Raw genomic sequence first — 24,627 nt, 5'->3', positions numbered from 1 at the left:
GCCACCTTAGACGTCCCCGCGCTCGCGCGACAATTCGTCGGGGTCGCTCACCGGCAGGCGGCACGCGAATCCGCGGCAGTCGTAGGCGAGGCCCGTGGCGCCCGCGCGCCCGTCGAACAACTCGAACCCGGCCGCGGCGAAGGCCTCGGCCTGCGCCGGTGACACGACGGCGATGACGTCGGCATCCGCGCGATGGGCGGCTCGGGCGAGGGCACCGCCCGGCTCGTCGGTGACGACGACGATCTGACGCGGGGGGTCGACAAGGTCGGCCGCGACCCGCAGCAGGCTGCCGTGCGCGAACGGCTGGGACAGAGCGGATGCTGCATACGCGTGCACCACGGATACCGCCGCGTCGCGGTAGCGCGCCCCCGCGCCGAGACGCCACGCGGTGAGCGCTGCCTGGGCGAGGGCGGCAGGGCCGGACGGGAGATCTCCGTCGGTCTGATCGGGCGACGAAGCGATGCCCTGCGCGCTCAGAAGCGGATCGCCGGCGATCCCGTCGAGCGCCTGATCGACGATGCTCAGAGCCGTGCTCGCCCAGGCCGCCTCGCCCGTCGCGACCGAGAGGGCGAAGAGCCCGTCGGCGAGGAGACCGAGGTCGGACGGGGTGGCGACGGCCGCGGAGGCCGCGCCGTCGAGCGAGGCGCGGACGAGCGCATCGCGGGCGTCACGGTTGGCCGTGAGCACGGCATCCGCGGCCCGCCGGGCGGCACCGACCCAGGATGCCTCGCCGAGGCGGGCACCCGCACGAGCGAGAGCTGCGATCGCGAGGCCGTTCCATCCCGTGATCACCTTGCCGTCGACGGCCGGTGGTTCGAGGCCCCGGCGCCCTGCGGGGTCTCGGAGGTAGTAGCCGCCCTCGCTGCGCTCGCCGTCGATCCACGACTCCGAGTCCTGGGCGGCGCCGAATCCGCCGCCCTCCCGTCCGAGGACGTCGGTGAGGAACCCGGCGATCCCGCGCGCAGTGGGCTCGTCGCGCTCATCCAGCGCGACATCGAGCAGTTGCGCGTTGTCGGTCAGCATCCGCTCGTAGTGGGGCACCGTCCAGTCCCGCTGCGTCGCGTATCGGAAGAACCCGCCCTCGACGCCGTCGCGCAGATCGCTCGCGGCCATCGCGGCGAGCGCCCGCCGTCCCGCCGCCGCGGCCGCCGCGTTCTCGCGCCGCACGAGCGGAGCCTGCAGGAATCGCAACACCGTCGCGACGGGGAACTTCGGCGCACCCCCGAAGCCGCCGTGCTCGCGGTCCTCGCGGTCGGCGATCGCGGACGCGGCGCCCGCGAGCGCCGCGGTATCGGGCAGGTCGGAGGGCGTGGTCTCGGCGGCGCGTGCGAGTGCCTCGGTGACGGCATCCGCCGACTCCTCGGCCTGCGCCCGTCGATGCGTCCACGCCTCCTGCACCGCCGCGAGGACCTCGCGGAACGATGGCATCGGCGGGCGGGACTCCGGCGGCCAGTAGGTGCCCGCGAAGAACGTGCGCCCGCGCGGAGTCGCGAAGACGGTGAGCGGCCACCCGAGGTTCTGGGTGAAGGCGGATGCCGCGGCCATGTACACGCCGTCGACCTCGGGATGCTCCTCGCGGTCGACCTTCGCCGCCACGAAGTCGCGGTTCACGATCGCCGCGGTCTCGGGGTCGGCGAACGACTCGCGCGCCATCACGTGGCACCAGTGGCACGTCGAGTACCCGATCGAGATCATCAACGGCACATCACGGCGCTGCGCCTCGGCGAACGCCTCCTCGCCCCACGGATACCAGTCGACGGGGTTCTCCGCGTGCGCGCGGAGGTACGGGCTGAGCGTGTCGGCGAGCCGGTTGGTCATGCCTTCACGCTACGCGCCCGGGCCGATGGCGTGGCCGGATTCCCGTTGGAACGGCGGTCAGATCGCGAGAGCCGCGAGGGGCTGCGACGCCGCGTAGTTGACGAGCGGCAGTGCACGATCGGCGGCGAGGTCGATGCGCGAGCGCAGCACGTCGGAGTTGATCTCGTAGCCGTCGAAGTCGGTGTTGCTCGCGTACACGCCGAGCGGCAGCGTCAGGGCCTGGAAGAACGCGAACAACGGACGCAGCTGGTGCTCGATGATGAGGGCGTGGCGCTCGCCGCCGCCCGTGGCCGCCAGCAGCACCGGCTTGCCGACGAGCTCGTACTGCCCCACGAAGTCGAACAGGTGCTTGAACAGCCCTGTGAACGACGCGCGGTAGACGGGGCTGCCGACGATCAGCAGATCGGCCTGCTCGATCGCGACGAGCTTCTCCTCGACGCGGGCCGGGAGTTGATCGCGGTTCAGGGCGCCCGCGAGATCGGGGCCGATGTCGGTGAGCTCGATGACCTCGATCTCGACCGGGGTGCGCTCGGCCACCGCTGCCGCGATCGCGCGGATGAGGGCGGTCGTCTTGCTGGGCTCGTGGAGCGAGCCGGACACGGCGACGACACGGTAGGGAGCTGTCATGTCCTCGACGGTACTCACGAAGACGCCCCGTGTCGCGGAGTGGCGACACGGGGCGTCATGTGACGAAGAACGTCAGTTCACGTCGTTCGGGTGCGATCCCACGCGGCCCGAGCCGTCGAGCGGGTCGAGGGCGTCGATCGCGGCGATCTCGGCATCCGTCAGCTCGAATCCGAAGACGTCGAGGTTCTCGCGCAGGCGCTCGGCGCGCACCGACTTCGGGAACACGATGATGCCCTTCTGCAGGTGCCAGCGCAGCACCGCCTGTGCGGGGGTGACGCCGTGCGCCGCAGCGGCATCGGCGACCGCCGGGGTGCCGAAAAGGTCGTACTTGCCCTGGCCGAGCGGGCCCCAGGCCTCGATCTTGATGTCGTGCTGGTCGGCCCACGCGACGACGTCGCGCTGCTGGTAGGCCGGGTGCAGCTCGATCTGGTTCACCGCCGGGGTGACGCCGGTCTCGGAGACCACGCGCTCGAGGTGCGGCACGAGGAAGTTCGAGACGCCGATGCTGCGGGTCAGGCCCGCCTCACGCAGCTCGATGAGCTTCGCGAACGCATGCACGTAGTCGTCCTTCGCGGGGGTCGGCCAGTGCACGAGGTACAGGTCGACGTTGTCGAGCCCGAGCTTGTCGAGGCTCTCGCCGATCGCGGCGCGCGGCTCCTCGTCGTGGTGGCGGTCGTTCCAGAGCTTGGTGGTGATGTAGAGCTCGTCGCGGGCGATGCCGGAGGCGGCGATCGCGGCGCCGACGCCCTCTTCGTTGCCGTAGATCGCGGCGGTGTCGATGTGGCGGTAACCGATCTCGAGCGCTTCGCTCACGGCGCGCTCGGTCTCGTCGGCCGGCACCTTGAAGACGCCGTAGCCGAGCTGGGGGATGGACGTGCCGTCGTTGAGTTCGAGGGAGGGAATCGTCATGCGTCCAGCCTAGGACGCGTGATGTCGGGCCGGGCCGGAACCGCCGCCATTCTGCGCGCGGCGAACCCGACGAGTCGCTCGAGCGGACCCCGCCCGAGGAAGATCGACCAGACCGTGGTGACCAGCAGCATCCCGATCGCGAGCACGGTCCAGAAGACGTTGCTCGTGTAGTAGCCGCCGGGACCGGTGATCAGCGCGATCGCCAGCACGTGACCGCTGTATGCCGACAGCGGCATGGAGCCGAGCGCGCCCAGCGGCAACAGCGGCCAGCGCAGCGGACGGCTGAGCAGCAGGCACAGCGCGATCACGGCGAGCGCGAAACCGCCCGAGCCCAGGATCTCGGCGGTGCCGCCACTGTGCGCCTCGACCGCGAAGATCGCGTGCAGGACAGACCCCAGCGGATCGGCCTGGGCGAGAGCATCGGCGTATCCGGGCCATCCGGATGCCGGCGGCTCGTCGAACGACGACCCAGACTCGAAGCCGCGCACGACATCACCCCCGGCGGCGCCGAGACCGTACCCGACGACCGCCAGCAGGATGCCGGTGGCCAGGGCGATCACCGCGGTGCGCACCGTCGCGACGTGCAATCGCCCGAGCGCCATGCCGCCGAGCACGAACGCCATCCACACCGTGATCGGATAGCTGCCGTAGAGCACGAATCCGATGCCCGCCCCGAACGGGTTCAGCGTGACGGCACCGAGGAGCGCCAACAGCGCGGGACCCAGAAGCGCGAGGACGCCGGCGCCGAGGAGCAGCTGCCACGGCTTCCACCGCAGGAACGGGATGACGGCCACATAGAGGAGCCCGTAGAGAGTGAGGATCACCGCGATCGGGGTGTTCAGGAACTCGAGCGCGAGACCGATGAGGAAGATCACGGCACCACGGCCGACGAGGCTCAGCCGGATGCTCGGCAGCCGGGCGGGGTCGGGCAGCGCGCTGCGGCCCGTCATGAGGGCGATCGAGACGCCGGCGAGCACGGCGAAGAGGATCGATGAGCGGCCGTGCACGAGGTCGGTCCAGGTCGAGGGGTCTCCCCAGTCGAACGTCGACGTCTCGCCGATGTGCGCCCCGGCCATGCCGAGGATCGCGAGGCCGCGGGCGATGTCGAGCCCGAGGATGCGCGGCGGGCGCCCGAAATCGTGGAACCAGCGCACGGGAGCGCTGAGGGACGGCGGAGCGGTGGTCACCCGATGCATCGTAGGGGGTCGAGGTCGGCATACGATGAAGGGCTATGTCCTCTCCCGTGATCTCCTTCCCCCCGGAGCTGCCCGTCAGCGCGGCCCGGGCCGAGATCGCCGACGCCATCCGCGACCACCAGGTCGTGATCGTCGCGGGTGCCACCGGTTCGGGCAAGACGACGCAGCTCCCCAAGATCGCCCTCGAGCTCGGGCGCGAACGGATCGCGCACACGCAGCCGCGCCGCCTCGCCGCTCGCACGATCGCCGAGCGCGTCGCCGAGGAGCTTCAGGTCGAGCTGGGCACCCTCGTCGGTTACAAGGTGCGCTTCACCGACAAGGTGTCCGACGACACCCGAATCGCGCTGATGACCGACGGCATCCTGCTCAACGAGATCCATCGCGATCGGTTGCTCACCCGCTACGACACGATCATCATCGACGAGGCGCACGAGCGCTCCCTCAACGTCGACTTCCTCCTCGGCTACCTCGCGCGCATCCTGCCCGAACGCCCCGATCTCAAGGTGATCATCACCTCCGCGACGATCGACCCCGAGAGTTTCGCGAAGCACTTCGCTCCGTCGGTTGCTGAGCGAGCGCAGCGAGACGAAGTACCCGCGCCGATCATCGAGGTCTCCGGTCGCACGTACCCGGTCGAGATCCGCTACCGCCCGTTGGTCGCCGACGGCGACGACGAGACGGATGCCGCGCCCGCGGTTCGTGAACCCGTTGACGGGCCGGAGGACGAGGTCTCCGCGATCGTCGCCGCCCTGCGCGAGCTCGATCGCGAGGCTCCGGGCGACGTGCTGGTGTTCCTCCCCGGCGAGGCCGAGATCCGCGACGCCGCCGATGCCGTGCGGGGCGCCTACTCGAAGGATCGCTCCCCCACCGAGGTTCTCCCCCTTTACGGTCGCCTCTCCGCCGCCGAGCAGCACCGCGTCTTCGAGCGCAGCAAGGTCGCGGGGGTGCGCCGCCGAGTGATCCTCGCGACGAACGTCGCCGAGACGAGCCTCACGGTCCCCGGCATCCGCTATGTGATCGACACCGGCACCGCCCGCATCTCGCGGTACAGCAATCGATCGAAGGTGCAGCGTCTGCCGATCGAGGCGATCTCGCAGGCATCCGCGAACCAGCGCTCCGGTCGCGCCGGCCGCACGAGCGACGGCATCGCGATCCGCCTGTACTCCGAGGAGGACTTCGCCAAGCGGCCGGAGTTCACCGAACCCGAGATCCTGCGCACGTCGCTCGCCTCCGTCATCCTGCAGATGCTGTCGCTCGGATTCGGCGACATCTCGGACTTCCCCTTCCTCACGCCGCCCGACTCGCGCGGGGTGAAGGCGGCGTTCGACCTGCTCACCGAGTTGAGCGCCGTGGAGCCGTCGCGTCGCGACGGGTCACCGCACCTCACGCGCATCGGCCGCGACATCTCGCGCATGCCGATCGACCCGCGCTTCGCGCGCATGCTGATCGAGGCCGGGCGCCACGGCGTCACGCACGATCTGCTGCCGATCGTGTCGGGCATGACGATCCAAGACGTCCGGGAGCGGCCGGAGGAGCGACGCGAGGAAGCCGATCGGCTGCACGCGCGCTTCGTCGACCCGACGAGCGACTTCCTCACCCTGCTGAATCTCTGGAACCACCTGCGCGAGCAGCAGCGGGAGCTCGGATCGAGCGCGTTCCGCCGCCTCTGCCGCGCCGAGCACCTCAACTACGTGCGGGTGCGGGAGTGGTTCGACGTGCACCGTCAGCTCAAGACGCTCGTGAAGAGCGCGGAGCCGAAGGGCGACGGCAGCAGCGATCCCGACTCGATCCACCGGGCGATCCTCTCGGGGCTCCTTTCGCAGATCGGCTTGCTCGACGAGCGCACGGCGCCGGCGGGCAAGGGCCACTCCCCCGCGAAGGACAAAGGCCGTCGCGTCGCCGAGTACCGCGGCGCGCGCGGCATCCGCTTCTCGATCTTCCCCGGGTCCGGCCTGCGCAAGAAGAGTCCGCGTGCGGTGATCGCCGCAGAGATCGTCGAGACCTCGCGCACCTTCGCCCGCACGGTCGCGGCGATCGACCCGGCGTGGGCCGAGCCGCTCGCCGGCGACCTCGCCAAGCGCCAGGTCACCGAGCCGCACTGGTCGAAGGACGCCGGCGCCGCCGTCGCGTACGAGAAGGTGACGCTGTTCGGGCTGGAGATCATCCCGCGGCGCCGCGTGCAATTCGCCCGCATCGACCGCGCCGCCTCGCGCGAACTTTTCGTGCGGCACGCGCTCGTCGAGGGCGAGTGGGACCCGAGCCGCATCGACAAGCGGGTGAGCGCGTTCTGGCGCAGCAACGCCGAACTGCGCAAGCGCCTGGAGAAGCTCGAGGAACGCGAGCGCCGTCGCGACATCCTCGCGGGCGACGAGGCCGTGTTCCGCTTCTACGACGAACGCATCCCCGCCGAGGTCTTCGACGTTCGATCGTTCGAGAAATGGTGGCGCGAGGCGCTGGCATCGACGCCGAAGCTGCTCGTCATGCGCGAGGCAGACCTGATCGACGACGACGGGCGGGCCTCGCAGAGCGAGTTCCCCACCCGCTGGACGCAGGGCGATCAGGTGCTCGGCCTCGCCTACCGCTTCGAACCGGGCGCCGCCGACGACGGAGTGAGCGTGGTCGTGCCGCTCGCGCTGCTCGCCCAGATCGACGACACGGGCTTCGACTGGCAGGTGCCGGGTCTGCGCGCCGAACTCATCACGGGCCTGCTGCGCGCGTTGCCCAAGGCGATCCGGCGCCACGTCGTGCCCGCCGCGGACTGGGCCGAGAAGTTCGGTGCCGAGCTTGCGGGCCAGGGCCCCGAGGATCACGACGGCCGTCCGGCGCGGTCGTTGAAGGAGGCGCTCGCGCGGCTGATCCAGCCGCTCGCGAATCAGCTCGTCTCCGCCGCGGACTTCGAGGACAAGCGCGTACCCGCGCACCTGCGCATGAACTTCCGCGCGGTCGACGAGCGTGGGCGCGTGGCCGGCTCGAGCCGCGATCTCTCGACCCTGCAGGCGGATCTGTCGGATCGCGCGCGCAGCAGCGTCGCGCGTTCGATCGCGAAGCCGTCGCGAGGGCCCCACCCGCGCGGTGGTGGTTCCGAGGCGGTGGCGGCGGCATCCGCTCGGGGTCCGATCGAGCAGTCGGGCCTCGTCGCCTGGACGTTCGGCGACCTGCCCGAGGTGCTCGACACGCGCGTCGCCGGCGGCGTCGTGCGCGGCTACCCGGCGATCGTCGACGAGGGCAAGACCGTCGCGGTGCGCGTGGAGTCATCGGCGGATGCCGCGGCCGACGCCACCCGCGACGGCGTGCTGCGCCTCATGCTGCTGGCTGTGCCGTCACCCTCGTCGTACGTGCAGCAGCACCTGACCAGCCAGGAGAAGCTCGCGCTCGCGGCATCGCCGTACCCGTCGGCGGCTGCGTTGATCGAGGACTGCCGGGCGGCGGTGGCGCGGAAGGTCATTCAGGGGATCGTGCCCGACGGCGTCGTGCGCACAGAAGCCGAATACACGCGGGTGCGGGATGCCGTGTCGACGGCGCTCGTCGACGAACTGTTCGCGTGCGTGTCGCTCGTCGCCCGCATCCTCACCCAGTCGCGCGAGGTGGAGCGCGGCATCAAGTCGCAGAACTCCCTCGCCCTCCTGGGGCCGCTGAACGACATCCGCACGCAGCTGTCGGGGCTGCTGCATCCGGGGTTCGTGTCGGCCGCCGGCGTCGACAGGATCGCGCACTTCCCCCGGTACCTCGGCGGCATGGTCGACCGGTTGAAGACGCTCGCGTCGGAGCCCGGCAAGGATCGCACGCGCATGAGCGAGTACGAGCGGATGGCGAAGGCCTACGAGGATGCCGGGGGCACGATCCCCCTCCCCCGCGGCGCCGCGCCCGCGCTCGTCGAGACCCGCTGGCTGCTCGAGGAATACCGCGTGAGCGTGTTCGCCCAGCGCCTCGGCACCGCGCAGCCGGTGTCGCCGCAGCGCATCATGAAGGCCCTCGCCGGGAAGTAGCGCCGGTAGCCTGAAGGCATGGCTCGCGCGATCGTCTACACCGAAATCGGCTCCCCCGACGTCCTCCACCTCACCGAGGTGCCCGATCCGATCGCCGGTCCCGGCGAGATCGTGGTGCGCATCGAGGCGGCGGGCGTCAACCCGATCGACGCGAAGGTGCGCGGCGGACGCCGCCCCTCGCCGCCCATCACCGAGCCCCGCCCGGTCGGCTTCGACGGCGCGGGTGTGGTCGATCAGGTCGGCGAGGGTGTCGAGGGATTCGCGGTCGGCGACCGGGTCGCGATCCGCGATGCCCACGGCACCTACGCGTCGGCGCTGCTCGTGCGCCCCGAGAACCTCGCCCTCCTGCCGGACTCGGTGACCGCCGCGGAGGGCGCGGGCATCGGCATCCCCGCCGGCACCGCGTACCAGGTGCTGCGCTCGCTCGCCGTGGGCCCCGACGACGTGCTGCTCGTGCACGCAGGGTCGGGTGCCGTCGGTCAGGCGGCCGTGCAGTTCGCCGTCGCGTGGGGCACGACCGTGATCGCGACCGCCAGCCCGTCGCGCCACGCGCAGCTGCGCGAACTCGGCGCGATCCCCGTGGCCTACGGCGACGGCCTGCTCGAGCGCGTCCGCGAGGCCGCGCCGTCGCCCGTCACCGTGGTGTTCGACGGCGCCGGCACCGACGAGGCCATCGAGGTGTCCCTCGCACTCGTCGCCGACCGGGACCGCATCGGCACGATCGTCCGCGGACCGGACGCGGCGTCGTTCGGCATCCGCGCCTTCTCGGGCGGCTCGCCGATCCCGCTCACCGACGAGGAGCAGGCCTGGCGCGCCGAGGCGCTGCCGAAGACCATCGAACTCCTCGCCAGCGGCGACTTCGTGATCGAGCTCGGACCCGAGCTGCCCCTCGCCGAGGCAGCCCGGGCCCATGAGCTCGTCGAGGAGCACGTCGCGGGCAAGATCGTGCTGGTGCCGTAGGACTGGTTCCCTCAGACGAGCGACACTCAGTCCGTCGGCGCCACCGCCCGGCCGATCGACAGCATCAGGCGGTTCGCCCAGTTGAAGAACGCCGCGCCGTGGATGACGTCGGCGATCTCGAGGTCGTCGAGCCCCGCCGCACGCAGGCGATCGACCTCGGCCGCGCCGAACGCGGTGGGGGTCTCGGTCAGCGCCACGGATGCCGCGACGATCGCGTTCCACCGCTCCCCGAGATCGACCCCCACACCCTCGTCGAGCAGCAGGTCGACGTCGTCGGGACGCTTGCCGTGGTGCGCCGCGAAGCGGGAGTGCACCGAGGCGCAGAACACGCACCCGTTGCGACGCGACGCAGCCGTCGCCGCGAGCTCGCGATCCGCGCGCGGCAACCCCTCCGCGACGTTGTAGAAGATGTCGTTGTCGACGAGGGTGCGCGCCTTCAGCACCTCGGGGTCACGCGCGAGCAGCCGGAAGTAGTCGTTCTTCGCGCGCGCCCCATCGACCAGACCCTCGTAGTGGCGATCGGTCAGCTCCTCGACCGCGAGCGGGGCGAGATGCGGCGTCCACCCGACGTTCGCGCGGGTGAACGCGTGCGGGTGCGGCGAATCGGCGTGCCGCAGCGGACCGGCCGTACGGGCGTCGAGGGAGGTGGGAGACGTCATGCGAGAACCTTCAATCCGGTGACGACGCGCTGCTGGAACGCGAGGAACGAGACGAGTTGCGAGAGAGTGATGATGCCGTCGGCCGACCACCCGGACTCGACGAGACGACCCAGGTCGTCCCCCGACGCCTCGCGCGGACGCAGCACGAGCAGGTGCGCGTGCGCGAGGGCCGCCGCGAGGCGCTCCCCGAGGGCGGCGACCGCGGCGTCCGAGGGCGTGTAGCGCGCGCCGTCGGTGTTCTCGGACTGCAGACCCAGCTCGGTGTACGCGCCGAAGGGACCGGAGGCCGCCGACCGCGCAGCCTCGTCCAGCGCGATGCGGCCCTGCTCGGGATCGGCGGCGAGCGCCCGCGCGGCATAGAACCGCGCCGTCGGGTCGTCCGCCCCGGCGAGCGCTGTCGTGAACGCCGCGACGATCTCGCGCTCGGCCTGCGACACCTCGGCATCCGAGACGGGGGCGAACAGTGCATCGAAGCTCGCCTGCAGTTGCTCGCGGGTGACCGGGCGACGGTTCCGCAGCGCATCCAGCTCCGGCGTCACCCCCACGATCCGGTCGACGACGTCCTGGGTCATTTCTTCTCCTCGAGAGTGGGGTGGATGGCGTAGCCGAGAGCCGGGGCGACCCGCTCGGCGAACAGTTCGATCGAGCGCAGCACGTGCTCGTGCGGAGCATCGACCGAGTGCACCTGGAAGGCGACCTCGGTCGCGCGGGCCAGCGTGGTGTCGGCGGCGAGCGATTCGGCGACCTGCTCGGGCGTGCCGAGGTGGGTGTCGAGCGCGACGATCAGCTCATCGAGGCTGTCGCCCGTGATCGTCTGCCCCTGCGCCCGGAACCCCTCGGCGGCGCGGCGCAGGCCGACCTCGGCGAAGCGCAGCGCTTCGGCCCGATCGTCGGCGACGAACACCGTGCGTGACGCCGTGATGCGCGGGGCGACACCGTCGGGCAGCGCCGCCAGATAGGTGTCGATGATCGGATCCTGCAGCGCCGACAGCGGCGCGTGCGGCGCCTCCGTCGGGCGGGGCTGCGTGCGTGACAGCAGCAGACCATGCCCGCGGATGCCGGCGCGATGACCACCGGGAGCTGAGAAGGTCGCCTGCCACACCCGTTCGGCGAGGGTCGAGGTGTCGGGGTAGATCGCGTTGCCCGCACCGACGTCTCGCCCCTCCAGCGCGTCGACCAGCACCTGGAGCTTGCGGTCATAGGTGGCGGCCTTCGCGCGCACGTCCTCCCCGAAGGGCACGAACGACGACGGGGTGCCGCCGCTGCCGAGACCGAGATCGATCCGCCCGCCCGAGAGCAGATCGGCGACCGCGGCATCCTCGGCCACGCGCACCGGATCCTCCAACGGCAGCGTCACCACCCCGGTTCCGAGGCGGATGCGCGAGGTCCGCGCGGCCACGTGCGCGAGGAGCACGAGCGGCGAGGGCAGCCCGCCCTCCGCGGCATGGAAGTGATGCTGGGCCACCCAGGCGCGGCCGATCCCGTGCCGCTCGGCATGCTGGATCTGCGCGGTCGCGAGCGCATACCGTTCGGCCGGCGACGCATCGTCGAGCAGACGCGTGAAGAAGGCGACGGTGGGAGCGGATGCCGTCATACGGGCACCTCCGTTCTGCCCGGGACCGCGGCGAGCAGTTCCCGGGTGTAGTCGTGCTGGGGGTCGTGGAAGAGTTCTTCGGTCGCGCCGTCCTCGACGATGCGACCGTGCCGCATCACCGACACCGTGTGACTGATGCGGCGCACCACCGCGAGGTCGTGCGAGATGAAGAGATAGGTGAGTCCGAGCTCGCTCTGCAACGACGAGAGAAGCTCCAGGATGCGGGCCTGCACCGTCACGTCGAGCGCCGAGACCGCCTCGTCGAGCACGACGATCTCGGGATCGATCGCGAGCGCCCGGGCTATCGCGACGCGCTGTCGCTGGCCGCCCGACAGCTCGCTCGGTCGGCGCTGCGCGAGGTCCTGCGGCAACGCGACCCGATCGAGCAGGGCGAGCGATCGCTCCCGCCGCTCGGTACGCGTACCGACGCGGAAGCTCTGCAGGGGCTCGGCGACGATGTCGACCACGCGCTGCCGCGGATCGAGCGAGGCGAACGGATTCTGGTAGACGAGCTGGATGCGACGCCGCAGCGCGCGCAGGCGCTCCCGCGCGGCATCCGTCACATCCTCGCCGTCGACCTCGATCGTCCCGGCATCCGGTTGCAGGAACCGCGTGACCAGGCGCGCGGTCGTCGTCTTGCCCGAACCGGACTCCCCCACCAGCGCGTGCGTGGTGCCTGTGCGCACCCGGAAAGACACGTCGTCGACGGCACGAAAGCGCTCGCGCCCCGCCACCCGGAACTCCTTCACCAGGTTCGAGGCTTCGATCGCATAGGGCTTCTCGGCCGCGACCGTCGCCGCATCCCGCAGGAAGGGCGGCGCCTCCGGCCGCCGGAAACCCGTCGTGAAGGCGGGCGCGTCGGCGAGGAGCTGGCGGGTGTAGGCATCCGTCGGCGCCTCCAGAACGCTCCCGCTCTCGCCCTGTTCGACGATGCGACCGTCCTTGAGCACCACGATCCGCTGCGCGCGGTCGGCCGCGACGCCGAGATCGTGGGTGACGAGCAGGATGCTGGTGCCCTCCTCCTCGCGCAGCTCGTCGAGCAGGTCGAGCACCCGGCGCTGCACCGTGGCATCCAGCGCACTGGTCGGCTCGTCGGCGATCAGCAGCCGCGGGCGCAGCGCGATCGCCGTCGCGATCAGCACGCGCTGGCGCATCCCGCCGGAGAGCTCGTGCGGATACTGCTGGGCGCGCAACGCCGGATCGTCGATGCCGACCCGATCGAGGAGTTCGATCACTCGCTCGCGACGGGCGCGGCGCTCACGGTGGCCGTGCAGCCGCAGGATCTCCTCGACCTGCGCACCGATCGGCCGCACCGGATCGAGCGAGGTCACCGGGTCCTGCGGTACGAGACCGATCTCCGGACCGCGGATGCCGCGGAGGGCGCGGTCGCTCCACCCGGCGATCTCGAGTTCACCGAGACGCACGCTGCCGCCGCCGACCCGGCCGCCCGCGGGGAGCAGACCCAGGATCGCGTGCGCGGTCGTCGACTTGCCCGACCCCGATTCGCCGACGAGCGCGAGCGTCTCCCCCTCGGCGAGTTCGAACGAGACCCCGTGGACGACCTCGCGGATGCCGTACGAGACCGTCAGATCCTGCACGGAGAGAACGGTGGATGCGCTCATCGGACATTCCTTCCCAGACGGTGACTGATCCTGTTGGCGCTGAGCACGACGGCCACTACCACGAGGCCGGGGAGCGCGGTGAGCCACCAGGCGGTCGCGACGTAGTTGCGGCCCTCGGCGATCAGCAGACCCCACTCGGGGGTGGGCGGCGGCGCGCCGTAGCCGAGGAAGCCGAGCGTGGAGATCGCGAGGATCGCGGTGCCGAACTGCAGCGCGGCGAGCGCGGCGATCGGGGTGAGCGAGTTGGGCAGCACGTGCCGCCGCAGCACGGTGATGAAGGTGCCTCCACTGCCGTAGGCCGCCTCGACGTATTCCGTGCGGCGCACCCGGGCGACCTCGGCGCGCATGAGCCGCGCGAACGCCGCCACGCTGCCGAGACCCACGGCGATCGCCGCGTTCACGGTGCCGAACCCGAGCAGGATGATCACCGACAGCGAGAGCAGCAGGCCGGGGATCGCGAGGAGCACGTCGACGATCCGCATGAGGATGTCGTCGATCACGCCGCCCAGCGCCCCCGCGACCGCACCGATGAGGGTGCCGAGGGCGAGGCCGACGGTCACCGCGATCAGGGCACCCGAGAGCGAGTGGACGGCCCCGTGCACGACGCGGCCGAACAGGTCGCGACCGAGGGTGTCGGTGCCGAACCAGTGCGCCGCGCTCGGCGGCAGCAGCTTGTCGGCCGGCACCGCGTCGATCGGGCTGCCCGGTGCGAAGACCCCGGGCACCAGGGCCCAGAGCACGGCGAGTGCGACGACGAGGACGGAGAGGTACAGGCCCCAGGGGCGAGTGGGGAGTGCCCGGCGCGGGTTTCGGGGCGAGGAGGCGGAGGGCGAGGCATCCGTGTTCTCGGTGACGCCACCGGCGGTGTTCTCGGCGGCGGGTACGGGGGCGATGACGGTCATGCCGGGACCTCCTGAGCGTGCGGCGACGGGGCGGTCGAGACGTCCGATGCGCGTCGCGCCCTCGTGCGGCTCGTCCGCCGCTGTCGCGGATCGATGAGCGGCGTGACGAGGTCGACCGCGAAGCTGATGATGACGAACCCGAGCGCCGACAACAGCACGACGCCCTGCAGCACGGGGATGTCCTGGTTCGCGACCGCCTGCTCGGTGAGGCGACCGATGCCCGCGCGTCCGAACACCGTCTCGGTCACCACCGCCCCGCCGACCAGCTCGCCGAACAGCACGCCCGCGATCGTGAGCACGGGCACCGCGGCGTTCCGGGCGACCGAGCGCGTGAGCACCCACACCGGCGGCGCGCCCTTGGCGCGCACCACCGTGATGAAGGGCTGCGCCTGCACCTGATCGATCGCCCGCACGAGCACCTGCGCCAGCGGAGCGGAGATCGGCACCGCGAGCGTCAGTACCGGCAGGATCAGACCGCTCACCGGATCCGCACCCACGACCGGCACCCAGCCGAGCCCGAACGAGAACACCTGGATGAGCAGGATGCCGAGCCAGAACACCGGCACCGCGACGAAGAGGCCCGGCACCTGCCGCAGACCGTCGCGCAGCCATGCGAACGGCGACAGCGACGACAGGCCGGCGACGAGCACCGCGATCAGCAGCGCGAGCACGAGGCCCAAGCAGGCGAGCAGCAGCGTCTGCGGCAGCGCCTCGGCGAGCATCGTCAGCACCGGGGTGCCGAACTGGGTCGAGTAACCGAAGTCCCCCGCGAGGAACCCGAGTCCCGCGTGCAGGTACTGCTCCCACCAGGGCAGGTCCGCCCCGTAGGTGGCTCGGATGCTGTCGAGCTGCGCGGGAGAGAGCCCGAGGCTCGGGTCCGAGAACTTGATCAGGATCGCATCGCCCGGCAGCAGTTGCAGCAGGAAGAAGGTGGCCGTGAAGGCCGCGATCAGAACGATCGCGGCCTGCCCGGCTCGTCGGAGGACGAAGGTCATCAGTGCTCCTGCAGCCAGACGCCCGAGAACGTCGGACGCGCGACGGATTCGAAGTCCACACCCTGCACGTAGGTCGCGGCGCCGTAGACCTGCGGCTCCTCGAACAGCGGGATCACGTACGCCTGCTCGGCGATGTAGTCCTGCGCGGCCTCGGTGGCGGCGACGCGCTTGTCGGCATCCGGCTCGGAGGCGATCGCGAGCAGCAGCGCGTCGAGCTCGGCGTCCTGCGAGATCAGCACGTCGCGGTTCTTCGTGAAGTACTGGCTCTTGATCACGTCGAGATCCGCGCGGCCGACCATCGAGTGGTAGAAGCCGGTCTTCAGTGGATCGCGGGTGTCCTCGGCATAGGTGCCGGCGTCACCGGGCTTGACCGTGAGTTCGACGCCGATCTTCGCGAGCTGCTGTCCCACCAGTTCGAGCGACTGCTTCGACAGCGGCTGCGGCTTCGCCTCGTAGACCGTGATCGACAGGCGCTCGCCGTCCTTCTCGCGGACGCCGTCGGCTCCGGGCTCCCATCCGGCCTCGTCGAGCAGCTCCTCCGCCTTCTCGGGGTCGTAGGCGTAGTGCTCGGACTCGTCCTTGTACCCCAGCGCCTGCGAGGAGAGCACGGACGTCGCCACCGGATAGTTCTCGGTGAAGAGGGTGTCGACGACCTCCTGCGCGTTGACGCCGGCGATGATCGCCTGCCGCACGCGGATGTCTCCGAGCAGCGGGTTCTCGGGGCGCAGCGCGATCGAGTTGTTCACGCCGCGGGTCTGCGGGGCGTAGAGCGTGAAGCCCGCCGCCTCGACCCGATCCTCGTCGAACGCCTGCACGTAGCGGACGTAGTCGGCCTGGCCCGAGAGCAGCGAGCCGATGCGCACGGAGTCCTCGGGGGTGATGAGCACGTGCACCGCGTCGAGGTAGGGGCGGCCCTGATTCTCGGCGCTCTCCGGCGCCCACGCGTAGTCCTCGCGCGCGGCGAGTGTGTACTCGGTGCCGAGCTTCTCGTCCGAGACGGTGAAGGGGCCCGCCCCGATGATCTCGGCGGCGTTGCCCGCACCGAAGTCCTCGATCGTGCCGTCGAGGGTGTCGGACGACAGCAGTCCCGAGTTGATCGTCGAGGTCGCCTGGAGGAATCCGGGCGACGGCGCCGTGAAGCGGAACGTCACGGTGTCGTCGTCGACGACCTCGCTGCTGGCGTAGTTGTTGATCGCCTCGGAGATCGTGAGTCCGCGGGCGGCGTCGCCGAGACCGTAGGTGTCGAAGTTCTTCGCCACGACGGCTGCGTCGACGGGGGTGCCGTCCGAGAACGTCACGTCGGGCTTGAGGTCGAACGTGTACTCGGTGGCGTCGTCGTTCACGGTCCAGTCGGCGGCGATCCACGGCTCGATCTCGAGCGTCTCGGGGTTCTGCCACGTGAGGCGGGCGGCGATGTTGTTGACGATCCCGCCGTTCGGGTAGAACCCGGCCTGCGGCGGGTAGAGGTTCGTGTACGCCTGGTGCTCGAGATACGTGAGCGTGCCGCCCTCGACGGGGTCGCCCGCCTCGGTGGGCACGTCGGACGGCGCCTGGGATGAGGAGCAGGCGACGAGGCTCGCCGCGAGGGCGAACGGGAGTGCGAGGGCGGCGACGCGGGTGATGCGACGTGTCATGCGAGGGTCCTCCGGAGGGGTGTGCGGTGCGGGATGGGGATCACGTTAGGCAGAGCGATCGGTGCCGTGCGGTGGCGGGGTCACGCGTCGACACCGCTCGACACGAGACGACTCGACCCGACTCGCGCGGTAACACTCAGGCGCTCCCGGAGGTTCGCTCCCTCGCGTCCGAGCAGTCCGCGACGGCGCAGTTCGGGGGCCGCGAGAGCGGTGAACGCCTCGAACTGCGCGGGTTGGAAGGCAGAGAGCACGTTGAAGCCGTCGGCCGCACCGGCATCGCGCCAGGTCTCGAAGTGATCGGCGACGGATGCCGCGCTCCCCACCACGAACGCGCCGGGCACGGCGTGAGCGGCGACCAGGTGCCGCCACGTGAGCGGGGTGCCATGACGAGCCCCGTCGACCGTGAGCCCCGCGATGCGGGCGAGGCGCTCGATCAGCGCCGTTCCCCCCGCACCCAGACGCTCCGCCTCCGCCGCGGTCACCGGGGCATCGAACGCCGCGGTGCGGAGCGGGTCGTCGGTCGCGACGCCGAGCGCATCCGCGAGCGCCGCGACCGTGCGGTTCGCAGGGAAAGCGGTGCGGTCGCGCTGATGCTCCTCGGCGAGGGGGACGAGCGAGAGCAGCCGGACCACGATGGCCTGCGCCTCGGCATCCGTCTCCCCCACCACCGGCAGCACCGGGGCGATGACCCGCACCGCCTCCGGTGAGCGCCCCGCCTCGGCGGCGAGCAGCCGGAGGCCCGTGCGCGTGGCCACGGCGTCGGCCAGGGTCGGCGCCGCGATGAGCGCGAGATCGGCCTCCGTCGCGGCGAGCGCGCGCGACCGCGGCGACGTGCCCGCGTGCACGATCGGCAGGCGGCCCTGCGGGGGCCGCGCGACGTTGAGCGGACCGGTCACGCGCACGTGCGCACCTTCGATCCCGGCGGCACGGAGCCCCTCCGGTTCGATGAGCACGCCGCGGTCGGCATCCGCGATCCAGGCGTCCGCGCTCCACGAATCCCACAAGCGGTCGAGCGCGGTGACGAACTCCTCGGCGCGGTCGTAACGGTTCTCGTTGTCGGCGTGCGCGTCGCGGCCGTGGTTGCCGGCGGCCCGCGGCTCGACCCCGGTCACGAGGTTCACCCCGGCACGACCCCCGGTGAGCACATCGAGCGACGCGAGCGCCCTGGCCGTCGCGTAGGGGTCGGCGTAGGTCGTGTTCACCGTGGCGATCAGCCCGATCCGCGACGTGACCCCGGCGAGGAAGAGCACCGCGCTCAGCGGATCGATGCGGGCGAGCAGGTAGGGGTCGCGGAACTCCAGATCGGGTCCGGTCGCGAGCCAGTCCCCGAAGAAGAGGTAGTCGAGGCCCGCCTCCTCCCCGAGTTCGGCGATGCGCCGGAGCACCGCGGCGTCTCCCGCGGGATCGCGATGGGCGCCGGGGTGGCGCCAACCGGAGGGGTAGGCGCCGAGGGTGCGCACCATGGCGCCGATGATCAGTGGTTCGGTCATGCCCGCCACGGTAGGAGCGCGGATCGCTCGGTGCTCGACCCGTGAAGCCGCAGGTCACGCGGCGCAACAGATCGACATACGCCCCGGCGACCGCGGTGTCGCCGGCACCCTCTACGCTGGGGGCATGACTGGTCTTCGATGGGGAATCCTCGCCACCGGCGGTATCGCCGGCTCGTTCGCTTCCGACCTGCGCGTCGCGGGTCTCGACCTGGTGGCCGTGGGGTCGCGCTCGCAGGAGTCGGCGGATGCCTTCGCCGCCCGCTTCGACATCCCCCACGCGCACGCGTCGTACGAGGCGCTCGTCGCCGATCCCGACGTCGACATCATCTACGTCTCCACGCCCCACCCGCTGCACCACGCGAACGCCCGCCTCGCGCTCGAGGCCGGCAAGCACGTGCTGATCGAGAAGGCCTTCACCCTCAACCGGAGCGAGGCCGAAGACCTGCAGCGACTCGCCACGGAGCGCGGTTTGCTCGCGACCGAGGCGATGTGGACCCGCTACCTGCCGCACATGATCCGGGCCCGCGAGATCCTCGCCGCGGGCACGCTGGGCGAGGTGCGCTCGGTCACCGCCGACCACACCCAGCTCCTCCCCTCCGATCCCACCCACCGCCTCAACGCGCTCGAGCTCGGCGGCGGAGCGCTCCTCGACCTCGCCATCTACCCGATCTCCTTCGTCTGGGACATCCTGGGTGCCCCGACCACCACGCACGCCGTCGCCCGTCTCATCGAGACCGGTGCCGACGCCGAGGTCGCGACCGTCATGACGCACGAGGGCGGTGCCGTGTCGACCACCCTTTCGTCGTCGCGGACGGCCGGACCGAACCGGGCCACGATCCTCGGCACGAAGGCGCGCATCGAGATCGATCGCTTCTTCTGGGCGCCCTCGGTGCTGCGCGTGATCGACCCCGAGGGCACGATGCTCGAGGAGTTCGACGGGCGCCTCGACCCCGAGACCGGCGGTCGCGGCATGCAGTTCGAGGCTCTCGCCGCCGAACGGCTCGTTCGCGAGGGCAACCTCGCCGGCGACATCCTGCCGCTCGCCGAGTCGGTCGCCATCATGGGCACTCTCGACGAGATCCGCCGCCAGATCGGCGTGACCTACCCCGGCGAGACGACCGGAGCGCAGGACTGATCATGGCCGAGACGACGGATGCCCGCGTCGCGGTCTATCTCGACTTCGACAACATCGTCATCTCCTGGTACGACCGCGTGCACGGTCGCAACGCCTACGGCAAGGACCGTCAGCGCATCAGCGAGAACCCGAACGACCCCGAGGTCGCCGAGCGCCTGAGCCTCGCGATGATCGAGGTCGGGGCGATCATCGACTACGCCGCGTCGTTCGGCACGCTCGTGCTCACCCGCGCCTACGCGGACTGGTCGTCACCGGTGAACGCGGTGTACCGCTCGCAGCTCGTCGCGCGCGCGGTCGACCTGGTCCAGCTCTTCCCCGCCGCCGCCTACGCGAAGAACGGCGCCGACATCCGTCTCGCCGTCGATGCCGTCGAAGACATGTTCCGCCTGCCCGACCTCACGCACGTGGTGATCGTCGCCGGTGACAGCGACTACGTGCCGCTCGCCCAGCGCTGCAAGCGCCTCGGCCGCTACGTGATCGGTGTGGGCGTGGCGGGCTCGACCGCCAAATCCCTCGCGGCGGCCTGCGACGAGTTCGAGGCATACGACTCGCTCTCGGGCGTCACGCGACCGGTGAAGACGACCGCTCCCGCCGTGGTGGCGGCACCGGTCGAGGCAGCGGATGCCACGACGGATGCCCCGACCGAGACATCCAAGAAGACCACCCGATCCCGGCGCGCGAAGTCGTCGGGCACCGCGACCGCCGAGGCCGTGGTCGACCCGCAGCAGGAGGCCACCGCTCTGCTCGAGCGCGCTCTGCGCCTCGGACAAGACAAGGCCGACGCCGACGAGTGGCTGCACAGCTCGGCGGTGAAGACGCACATGCGCCGCATGGACCCGTCGTTCAGCGAGAAGGGCCTGGGCTACCGGTCGTTCTCGGACTTCCTCAAGTCGCGCGACGAGATGGCCGAGCTCGAAGAGACCGGTCACGAGCGCCTGGTCAGACTCCGCGACCGCTGATCCGGTCGTCACCCGGGTCACCGCTCGGGTTATGACGGCCGAGGGCGCGCCACGAGAGCAGGGCCACGACCACCGTCACCGCCCCGACCGCCGCGTAGGCGAAGCGGGGATCGGTGACCTGCGCGAGCGCACCCACGAGCACACCGGTCACGACCGTCGATCCGGGGAGCGCCATCGCCCAGATCCCCATCACGCGACCACGGATCGGTGTCGGGGTCGACAGCATGACGAGCGCGTTGGCACGCGCGATGAACCACATCACGATCGCCCCGACCACGGCGAGACCGATGAACAGCAGCGGCAGCACGGGGGCCGCCGCCGACAGGAGAACCGCCAGACCCATCAGCGCCGCCAGCATCCGCACCTCGCCGCCTCGCGGTGTCGTGGGCCCGGTGGCCGAGAAGAACGCACCGGGCAGAGCGCCGAGCCCGAAGGCGACGGCGAGCAACCCGTAGGTGCCGCCGTCGGCGCGGAAGACGTTCGCGACGATCAGCGGGATCACGACCGCGATGTTGTATCCGGCCGCCGCGCACACGGCGAGCAGGAGGGTCTGCCGCACCGGCGGCGTGTGCGCCACGAACCGCCAGGCGCCCGTCGACGGCGGGTCGGGCGCGGCCGACTCCTCGACCGACGGCGCCGGGGTCGGGCGCGAGCGCAACCGAAGCGACAGCAGCACGATGATCGACGGCACGAACACCAGGGCGTTCACGACGAAGCACCACGCGGCATCCGCGAACACGAGCAGCAGTCCCGCCACCGCCGGCCCCAGCACGCGAGCGCCGTTGATGATCACCTCGTTCATGCTCACCGCGCTCGTGACGCGCTCGCGCCCGACGAGGTCGAGCACCAGCAGCTGCCGTGCCGGGTTGTCGGCCGCGAACGCGAGGCCGTGAGCGAGCGAGAGCGCCATCAGCATCCAGATCTCGAGCGCTCCGCCGAACGCCAGGGCCGCGAGCGCGGCGGCCACCGCCATCTGCGCGAACGCCGTGACGAGAAGCACCGATCGCCGCGAGTAGCGGTCGACGAGCACCCCGATGAAGGGTCCGAGGGCGAGCGTCGGCACCATCATGCACGCGGTCACGACTCCGAGGGCGACCCCGTCTCCCCCGAGCTCGACCACGAGCCAGGCGATCGCGATCTGCGACGCCGCACCGCCCGCCGACGACAGCAGCTGCGCGATGCTCCAGCGGCGGTACTCGCGGACGCGCAGTGCGGCGAACGACCGGGTGAGGGATTCGCGCGTGAAGCGATCGCGCCAGGAACTCATGCCCGCGCGTTCATGCCGAGAAGCTGATGTTCGCGTAGCGATCGAACGCCGCCCGACTGCGCGCGACCGATTCCAGCTCGTCGAGTGCGCTGTGATCCTGCTCCAGGAGCAGGAATCGGAACGCGGGCAGGGCGTCCAGCGCGTCGATGATGTCCTGGATCGGAAGGATGCCGGTGCCGATCTCGGTGAACGCGGCCTCGTTCTTCACCTCCTCGAACAGATCCATGTCGATCACGGCATCCTTCGCCACGACGCCCTCGTACAGGTTCAGCGGCTCGTCGAGCCCCGCCGGGAAGTCCTTCTGGTGCGAGAGGATCACCCGGTCTCCGTATCGCCGGATCCACTCGAGCGGATCCTGCCCCGCGCGATACATCCAGAACGTGTCCATCTCGATCTTGACGAGCGCGGGGTCGGTGTTCTCGAGCACGTGCTCGTACACGGTGGCGCCCCCGAACTCCTGGAATTCCTGGAAGTGGTTGTGATACGCGAAGACCATCCCTCGCTCGGCGCACATCTCGCCCACGCGCGTGAACACGTCGGCGCGGCGTCTGACGTAGTCGAGGTCCCCGTACGGGTAGAACTCGATGTCGCATGCGATGGCCGGATTGCCGATGCTCGCGTGGAAGTCGAGCACCGGGCCGAGGATCTCGGGATCGAGGGGGTTGATGTGCGAGCCGACGAGCTGGAGGCCGTTGCGATCGAGCGCGGTGCGCAGGCGTTCGGCCGTGATGCCGAAGCCGATGCCCGGGTCGGTGAGCGCCTGGTGGTTGGCGCCCTCGATGCGCGTGAACCCGAGCTCGGCGAGCCGCGCGAGAGTGCCCTCCGGATCGCGCGCGAGGGAGTCCCGCACCGAGTAGAGCTGGATGCCGATCTGAACCGTCATCGCGTGCGCCCGCTCACTGGTTGCTGAACGCGGCGTCGAAGGAGGCCGTGGGCTTCGGCCACAGCAGCGATCGCACGTACTCGACGGCCTGAGCGGCACCGTGCAGACGGTCCATGCCGGCGTCCTCCCACTCGATCGAGATGGGTCCGGTGTACCCGATCGCGTCGAGAGCGCGGAAGGAGTCCTCCCATGGCACGTCGCCGTGCCCTGTCGAGACGAAGTCCCACCCGCGCCGCGGGTCGCCCCACGGCAGGTGCGAGCCGAGCACCCCGGCGCGACCGTTCTGCGGACGCATCCGCGTGTCCTTGCAGTCGACGTGGTAGATCCGGTCGGCGAAGTCGACGATGAAGCCCACCGGGTCGATGTTCTGCCACATCATGTGCGAGGGGTCCCAGTTGAACCCGAACGCCTCTCGGTGGTCGATCGCCTCGAGCGCCCGCACGGACGACCAGTAGTCGTAGGCGATCTCGCTCGGGTGCACCTCGTGTGCGAACCGCACGCCCTCGGCGTCGAAGACGTCGAGGATCGGGTTCCAGCGCTCGGCGAAGTCCTCGAAACCGCCATCGATGACGGATGCCGGCACCGGAGGGAACATCGCGACGTAGGGCCAGATCGATGAGCCGGTGAACCCGACGACGGTGTCGACGCCGAGCTTGCGGGCCACGCGCGCCGCGCGCTTCATGTCGTCGGCGGCGCGCTGCCGCACACCCTCCGCCTCGCCGTCGCCCCACACGTAGTCCCGGAGGATCGCCTGGTGGCGGAAGTCGATCGGCGCATCGCACACCGCCTGGCCGGCGAGGTGATTCGAGATCGCGAAGACCTGCAGTCCGTGGCGCTCGAGGATCTCGAGACGGGATGCCGCGTAGGCGTCGTCCTCGTCGGCGCGCTTCAGGTCGAGGTGGTCTCCGGATGCCGCGATCTCCAGCCCGTCGTACCCCCACTCCGCGGCGAGCCGGGCCACCTCCTCGAACGGCAGATCGGCCCACTGGCCGGTGAACAGGGTGACGGGATGCGTGCTCATCGATGTGCCTCCGTTGGCGCGGGGTAGTTCTCGGCGATCCACGCCCAGCTGGTCTTCGCGCTCTCGAACGGTTCCATGCTGGGCTTGTCGACCTCGATCAGAACCGTACCGTCGAAATCGTCCGGCAGTTCGGCCAGCGCCTCGCGGATCGGTACATCGCCGAGACCCGGTTCGAGGAAGAAGCGCTGGGCCATGACGTCGAAGTACGGGGTGAGCTTCTCGCGCGCGCTCTTCGCGAGGGCGAGGTCCAGGTCCTTCACGTGCAGATCCGAGATGCGGTCCGCGTGCGCGGCCACCCAGGCCACGACATCCGTTCCCGTCCAGGCCAGGTGCCCGATGTCGGGACCCGCGGCCAGCAGCGACGGCGAGATCGCGTCGAGCACGTGATCGTATTCGGCCTCGGTCTCGATCCAGGTGCCGACGTGGTTGTGCAGCGCGGGCGTCACGCCCTCGGCGACCAGCACCTCGGCCGCCTGACCGATGATGTCGGTCACCCGGTCGAGGCGGGTCGCGTCGAACGCGTGGCCCACCGCGGCGGCCTCGTCGATGCGCGGCCTCCCCGGCGCCATGTCGGCGGCGAGGAACACGCGGTCGAGACCCAGGTACAGCGACTCCTCGGCGCGGCGGCGGATGCCGTCGAACCACCGGAACCGAGCCTCGGCGTCACCCGTGTGGTCGCGCCCGAACTCCTCCGGGAGCCCGATGTGCACGTAGCCCGGGGTGACCTTCAGACCGGAGTCCGCGACGACCCGCGCGTAGGACTGGAGCGTCTGGGTCGGCAGCACCTCCAGCATCACCGACGAGAAGCCGGCGTCGCGTACCTGTCCGAGCACGATCGGCTGGCGGGCGAGGAAGCTCGGGCGGTCGAACTCCCATCCGACGTGTCCCGGATCCCCCGTCGATTCTCCGAGCGACACGGTGATCCACTGCAGGGTGTTGAGCGAGAAGTGATCCCTGGTGAGCGTCATGC

At 70.8% G+C, this 24,627-nt stretch carries 20 protein-coding genes; 4 read left to right on the top strand and 16 right to left on the bottom strand.

Going from position 1 to position 24,627, the window contains the following annotated elements; all coding sequences use genetic code 11:
- Positions 1–6: 6 nt before the first annotated feature.
- The 4 genes from ACFY9N_RS12750 to ACFY9N_RS12735 all read right to left on the bottom strand — a co-directional run bounded on the left by ACFY9N_RS12750 (position 7) and on the right by ACFY9N_RS12735 (position 4,541).
- A complete protein-coding gene (locus tag ACFY9N_RS12750) occupies positions 7–1,818 on the bottom strand; it encodes a thioredoxin domain-containing protein (protein WP_391479025.1) in 1,812 nt (603 codons plus the stop codon).
- A gap of 57 nt (positions 1,819–1,875) precedes the next feature.
- Positions 1,876–2,445: an FMN reductase gene (msuE, locus tag ACFY9N_RS12745; protein ID WP_391479024.1), complete on the bottom strand. Its 570-nt coding sequence runs from the start codon at positions 2,443–2,445 to the stop codon at positions 1,876–1,878.
- Positions 2,446–2,517: 72 nt separating this feature from the next.
- Positions 2,518–3,354: an aldo/keto reductase gene (locus ACFY9N_RS12740; protein ID WP_391479022.1), complete on the bottom strand. Its 837-nt coding sequence runs from the start codon at positions 3,352–3,354 to the stop codon at positions 2,518–2,520.
- Positions 3,351–4,541, bottom strand: coding sequence for a heparan-alpha-glucosaminide N-acetyltransferase domain-containing protein (locus ACFY9N_RS12735; protein ID WP_391479020.1), 1,191 nt, complete (start codon positions 4,539–4,541; stop codon positions 3,351–3,353). Before ACFY9N_RS12735 ends, ACFY9N_RS12740 begins: the two co-directional genes overlap by 4 nt.
- Before the next feature lie 44 nt (positions 4,542–4,585).
- On the opposite strand from ACFY9N_RS12735, the gene hrpA reads away from it, so the two are divergent.
- A complete protein-coding gene (gene hrpA / locus ACFY9N_RS12730; RefSeq protein ID WP_391479019.1) occupies positions 4,586–8,536 on the top strand; it encodes an ATP-dependent RNA helicase HrpA in 3,951 nt (1,316 codons plus the stop codon).
- 18 nt (positions 8,537–8,554) lie between these two features.
- Positions 8,555–9,496: a zinc-binding alcohol dehydrogenase family protein gene (locus tag ACFY9N_RS12725; protein ID WP_391479018.1), complete on the top strand. Its 942-nt coding sequence runs from the start codon at positions 8,555–8,557 to the stop codon at positions 9,494–9,496.
- A gap of 26 nt (positions 9,497–9,522) precedes the next feature.
- Here ACFY9N_RS12725 and ACFY9N_RS12720 read toward each other — a convergent pair whose 3' ends face one another.
- The 8 genes from ACFY9N_RS12720 to ACFY9N_RS12685 form a co-directional block, all read right to left on the bottom strand.
- Positions 9,523–10,155 carry an alkylhydroperoxidase domain protein gene (locus ACFY9N_RS12720; RefSeq protein ID WP_391479017.1) on the bottom strand — a complete coding sequence of 211 codons (633 nt, stop codon included), beginning with the start codon at positions 10,153–10,155 and terminating at the stop codon, positions 9,523–9,525.
- Positions 10,152–10,727, bottom strand: a complete 576-nt coding sequence (locus ACFY9N_RS12715) for a CMD domain protein (protein WP_391479015.1) — start codon at positions 10,725–10,727, stop codon at positions 10,152–10,154. Before ACFY9N_RS12715 ends, ACFY9N_RS12720 begins: the two co-directional genes overlap by 4 nt.
- Positions 10,724–11,749 carry a putative FMN-dependent luciferase-like monooxygenase gene (locus ACFY9N_RS12710; protein ID WP_391479014.1) on the bottom strand — a complete coding sequence of 342 codons (1,026 nt, stop codon included), beginning with the start codon at positions 11,747–11,749 and terminating at the stop codon, positions 10,724–10,726. The genes ACFY9N_RS12715 and ACFY9N_RS12710 overlap by 4 nt, the downstream gene beginning before the upstream one ends.
- Entirely contained in the window at positions 11,746–13,371 is a 1,626-nt protein-coding gene (locus ACFY9N_RS12705; RefSeq protein ID WP_391479013.1) for a dipeptide ABC transporter ATP-binding protein, read from the bottom strand. Before ACFY9N_RS12705 ends, ACFY9N_RS12710 begins: the two co-directional genes overlap by 4 nt.
- Positions 13,368–14,273 carry an ABC transporter permease gene (locus ACFY9N_RS12700; protein ID WP_391479011.1) on the bottom strand — a complete coding sequence of 302 codons (906 nt, stop codon included), beginning with the start codon at positions 14,271–14,273 and terminating at the stop codon, positions 13,368–13,370. The genes ACFY9N_RS12705 and ACFY9N_RS12700 overlap by 4 nt, the downstream gene beginning before the upstream one ends.
- The gene (locus ACFY9N_RS12695) at positions 14,270–15,268 is read right to left on the bottom strand and encodes an ABC transporter permease (RefSeq protein ID WP_391479010.1); all 999 of its coding nucleotides are present in this window, start codon (positions 15,266–15,268) and stop codon (positions 14,270–14,272) included. Before ACFY9N_RS12695 ends, ACFY9N_RS12700 begins: the two co-directional genes overlap by 4 nt.
- Positions 15,268–16,902, bottom strand: coding sequence for a TIGR04028 family ABC transporter substrate-binding protein (locus tag ACFY9N_RS12690; RefSeq protein WP_391479009.1), 1,635 nt, complete (start codon positions 16,900–16,902; stop codon positions 15,268–15,270). The genes ACFY9N_RS12695 and ACFY9N_RS12690 overlap by 1 nt, the downstream gene beginning before the upstream one ends.
- An 80-nt stretch (positions 16,903–16,982) precedes the next feature.
- Positions 16,983–18,392, bottom strand: coding sequence for an NtaA/DmoA family FMN-dependent monooxygenase (locus ACFY9N_RS12685; RefSeq protein WP_391479008.1), 1,410 nt, complete (start codon positions 18,390–18,392; stop codon positions 16,983–16,985).
- A gap of 124 nt (positions 18,393–18,516) precedes the next feature.
- On the opposite strand from ACFY9N_RS12685, the gene ACFY9N_RS12680 reads away from it, so the two are divergent.
- Positions 18,517–19,527, top strand: a complete 1,011-nt coding sequence (locus ACFY9N_RS12680; protein ID WP_391479006.1) for a Gfo/Idh/MocA family protein — start codon at positions 18,517–18,519, stop codon at positions 19,525–19,527.
- Positions 19,528–19,529: 2 nt separating this feature from the next.
- Positions 19,530–20,486 (top strand): NYN domain-containing protein, encoded by a 957-nt coding sequence (locus ACFY9N_RS12675; RefSeq protein WP_391479005.1) that lies wholly within the window; start codon positions 19,530–19,532, stop codon positions 20,484–20,486.
- On the opposite strand, the gene ACFY9N_RS12670 is transcribed toward ACFY9N_RS12675, so the two are convergent.
- The 4 genes from ACFY9N_RS12670 to ACFY9N_RS12655 are packed head-to-tail and all read right to left on the bottom strand — an operon-like array spanning position 20,467 to position 24,625.
- Positions 20,467–21,753, bottom strand: a complete 1,287-nt coding sequence (locus ACFY9N_RS12670; RefSeq protein ID WP_391479004.1) for an MFS transporter — start codon at positions 21,751–21,753, stop codon at positions 20,467–20,469. The genes ACFY9N_RS12675 and ACFY9N_RS12670 overlap by 20 nt on opposite strands.
- Positions 21,754–21,763: 10 nt before the next feature.
- Positions 21,764–22,636, bottom strand: coding sequence for a sugar phosphate isomerase/epimerase family protein (locus ACFY9N_RS12665; RefSeq protein ID WP_391479003.1), 873 nt, complete (start codon positions 22,634–22,636; stop codon positions 21,764–21,766).
- Between the two features lie 13 nt (positions 22,637–22,649).
- On the bottom strand, positions 22,650–23,657 hold the full coding sequence (locus tag ACFY9N_RS12660; RefSeq protein WP_391479001.1) for a sugar phosphate isomerase/epimerase family protein: 1,008 nt from the start codon (positions 23,655–23,657) through the stop codon (positions 22,650–22,652).
- A complete protein-coding gene (locus ACFY9N_RS12655) occupies positions 23,654–24,625 on the bottom strand; it encodes a sugar phosphate isomerase/epimerase family protein (RefSeq protein WP_391478999.1) in 972 nt (323 codons plus the stop codon). The genes ACFY9N_RS12660 and ACFY9N_RS12655 overlap by 4 nt, the downstream gene beginning before the upstream one ends.
- Between the last annotated feature and the right edge of the window lie 2 nt (positions 24,626–24,627).

This window comes from Microbacterium sp. NPDC008134 (genome assembly GCF_042957055.1).
In the GTDB taxonomy this organism is placed as follows: domain Bacteria; phylum Actinomycetota; class Actinomycetes; order Actinomycetales; family Microbacteriaceae; genus Microbacterium.
This window is presented reverse-complemented; position numbering and strand designations above follow the sequence as displayed.

Excerpts from the sequence above, each read along its gene's own strand:
- ACFY9N_RS12750 (WP_391479025.1), bottom strand. The coding sequence starts at position 1,818 with ATGACCAACCGGCTCGCCGACACGCTCAGCCCGTACCTCCGCGCGCAC.
- msuE (WP_391479024.1), bottom strand. The coding sequence starts at position 2,445 with ATGACAGCTCCCTACCGTGTCGTCGCCGTGTCCGGCTCGCTCCACGAG.
- ACFY9N_RS12740 (WP_391479022.1), bottom strand. The coding sequence starts at position 3,354 with ATGACGATTCCCTCCCTCGAACTCAACGACGGCACGTCCATCCCCCAG.
- hrpA (WP_391479019.1), top strand. The coding sequence starts at position 4,586 with ATGTCCTCTCCCGTGATCTCCTTCCCCCCGGAGCTGCCCGTCAGCGCG.
- ACFY9N_RS12725 (WP_391479018.1), top strand. The coding sequence starts at position 8,555 with ATGGCTCGCGCGATCGTCTACACCGAAATCGGCTCCCCCGACGTCCTC.
- ACFY9N_RS12720 (WP_391479017.1), bottom strand. The coding sequence starts at position 10,155 with ATGACGTCTCCCACCTCCCTCGACGCCCGTACGGCCGGTCCGCTGCGG.
- ACFY9N_RS12715 (WP_391479015.1), bottom strand. The coding sequence starts at position 10,727 with ATGACCCAGGACGTCGTCGACCGGATCGTGGGGGTGACGCCGGAGCTG.
- ACFY9N_RS12710 (WP_391479014.1), bottom strand. The coding sequence starts at position 11,749 with ATGACGGCATCCGCTCCCACCGTCGCCTTCTTCACGCGTCTGCTCGAC.
- ACFY9N_RS12705 (WP_391479013.1), bottom strand. The coding sequence starts at position 13,371 with ATGAGCGCATCCACCGTTCTCTCCGTGCAGGATCTGACGGTCTCGTAC.
- ACFY9N_RS12700 (WP_391479011.1), bottom strand. The coding sequence starts at position 14,273 with ATGACCGTCATCGCCCCCGTACCCGCCGCCGAGAACACCGCCGGTGGC.
- ACFY9N_RS12695 (WP_391479010.1), bottom strand. The coding sequence starts at position 15,268 with ATGACCTTCGTCCTCCGACGAGCCGGGCAGGCCGCGATCGTTCTGATC.
- ACFY9N_RS12690 (WP_391479009.1), bottom strand. The coding sequence starts at position 16,902 with ATGACACGTCGCATCACCCGCGTCGCCGCCCTCGCACTCCCGTTCGCC.
- ACFY9N_RS12685 (WP_391479008.1), bottom strand. The coding sequence starts at position 18,392 with ATGACCGAACCACTGATCATCGGCGCCATGGTGCGCACCCTCGGCGCC.
- ACFY9N_RS12680 (WP_391479006.1), top strand. The coding sequence starts at position 18,517 with ATGACTGGTCTTCGATGGGGAATCCTCGCCACCGGCGGTATCGCCGGC.
- ACFY9N_RS12675 (WP_391479005.1), top strand. The coding sequence starts at position 19,530 with ATGGCCGAGACGACGGATGCCCGCGTCGCGGTCTATCTCGACTTCGAC.
- ACFY9N_RS12670 (WP_391479004.1), bottom strand. The coding sequence starts at position 21,753 with ATGAGTTCCTGGCGCGATCGCTTCACGCGCGAATCCCTCACCCGGTCG.
- ACFY9N_RS12665 (WP_391479003.1), bottom strand. The coding sequence starts at position 22,636 with ATGACGGTTCAGATCGGCATCCAGCTCTACTCGGTGCGGGACTCCCTC.
- ACFY9N_RS12660 (WP_391479001.1), bottom strand. The coding sequence starts at position 23,657 with ATGAGCACGCATCCCGTCACCCTGTTCACCGGCCAGTGGGCCGATCTG.
- ACFY9N_RS12655 (WP_391478999.1), bottom strand. The coding sequence starts at position 24,625 with ATGACGCTCACCAGGGATCACTTCTCGCTCAACACCCTGCAGTGGATC.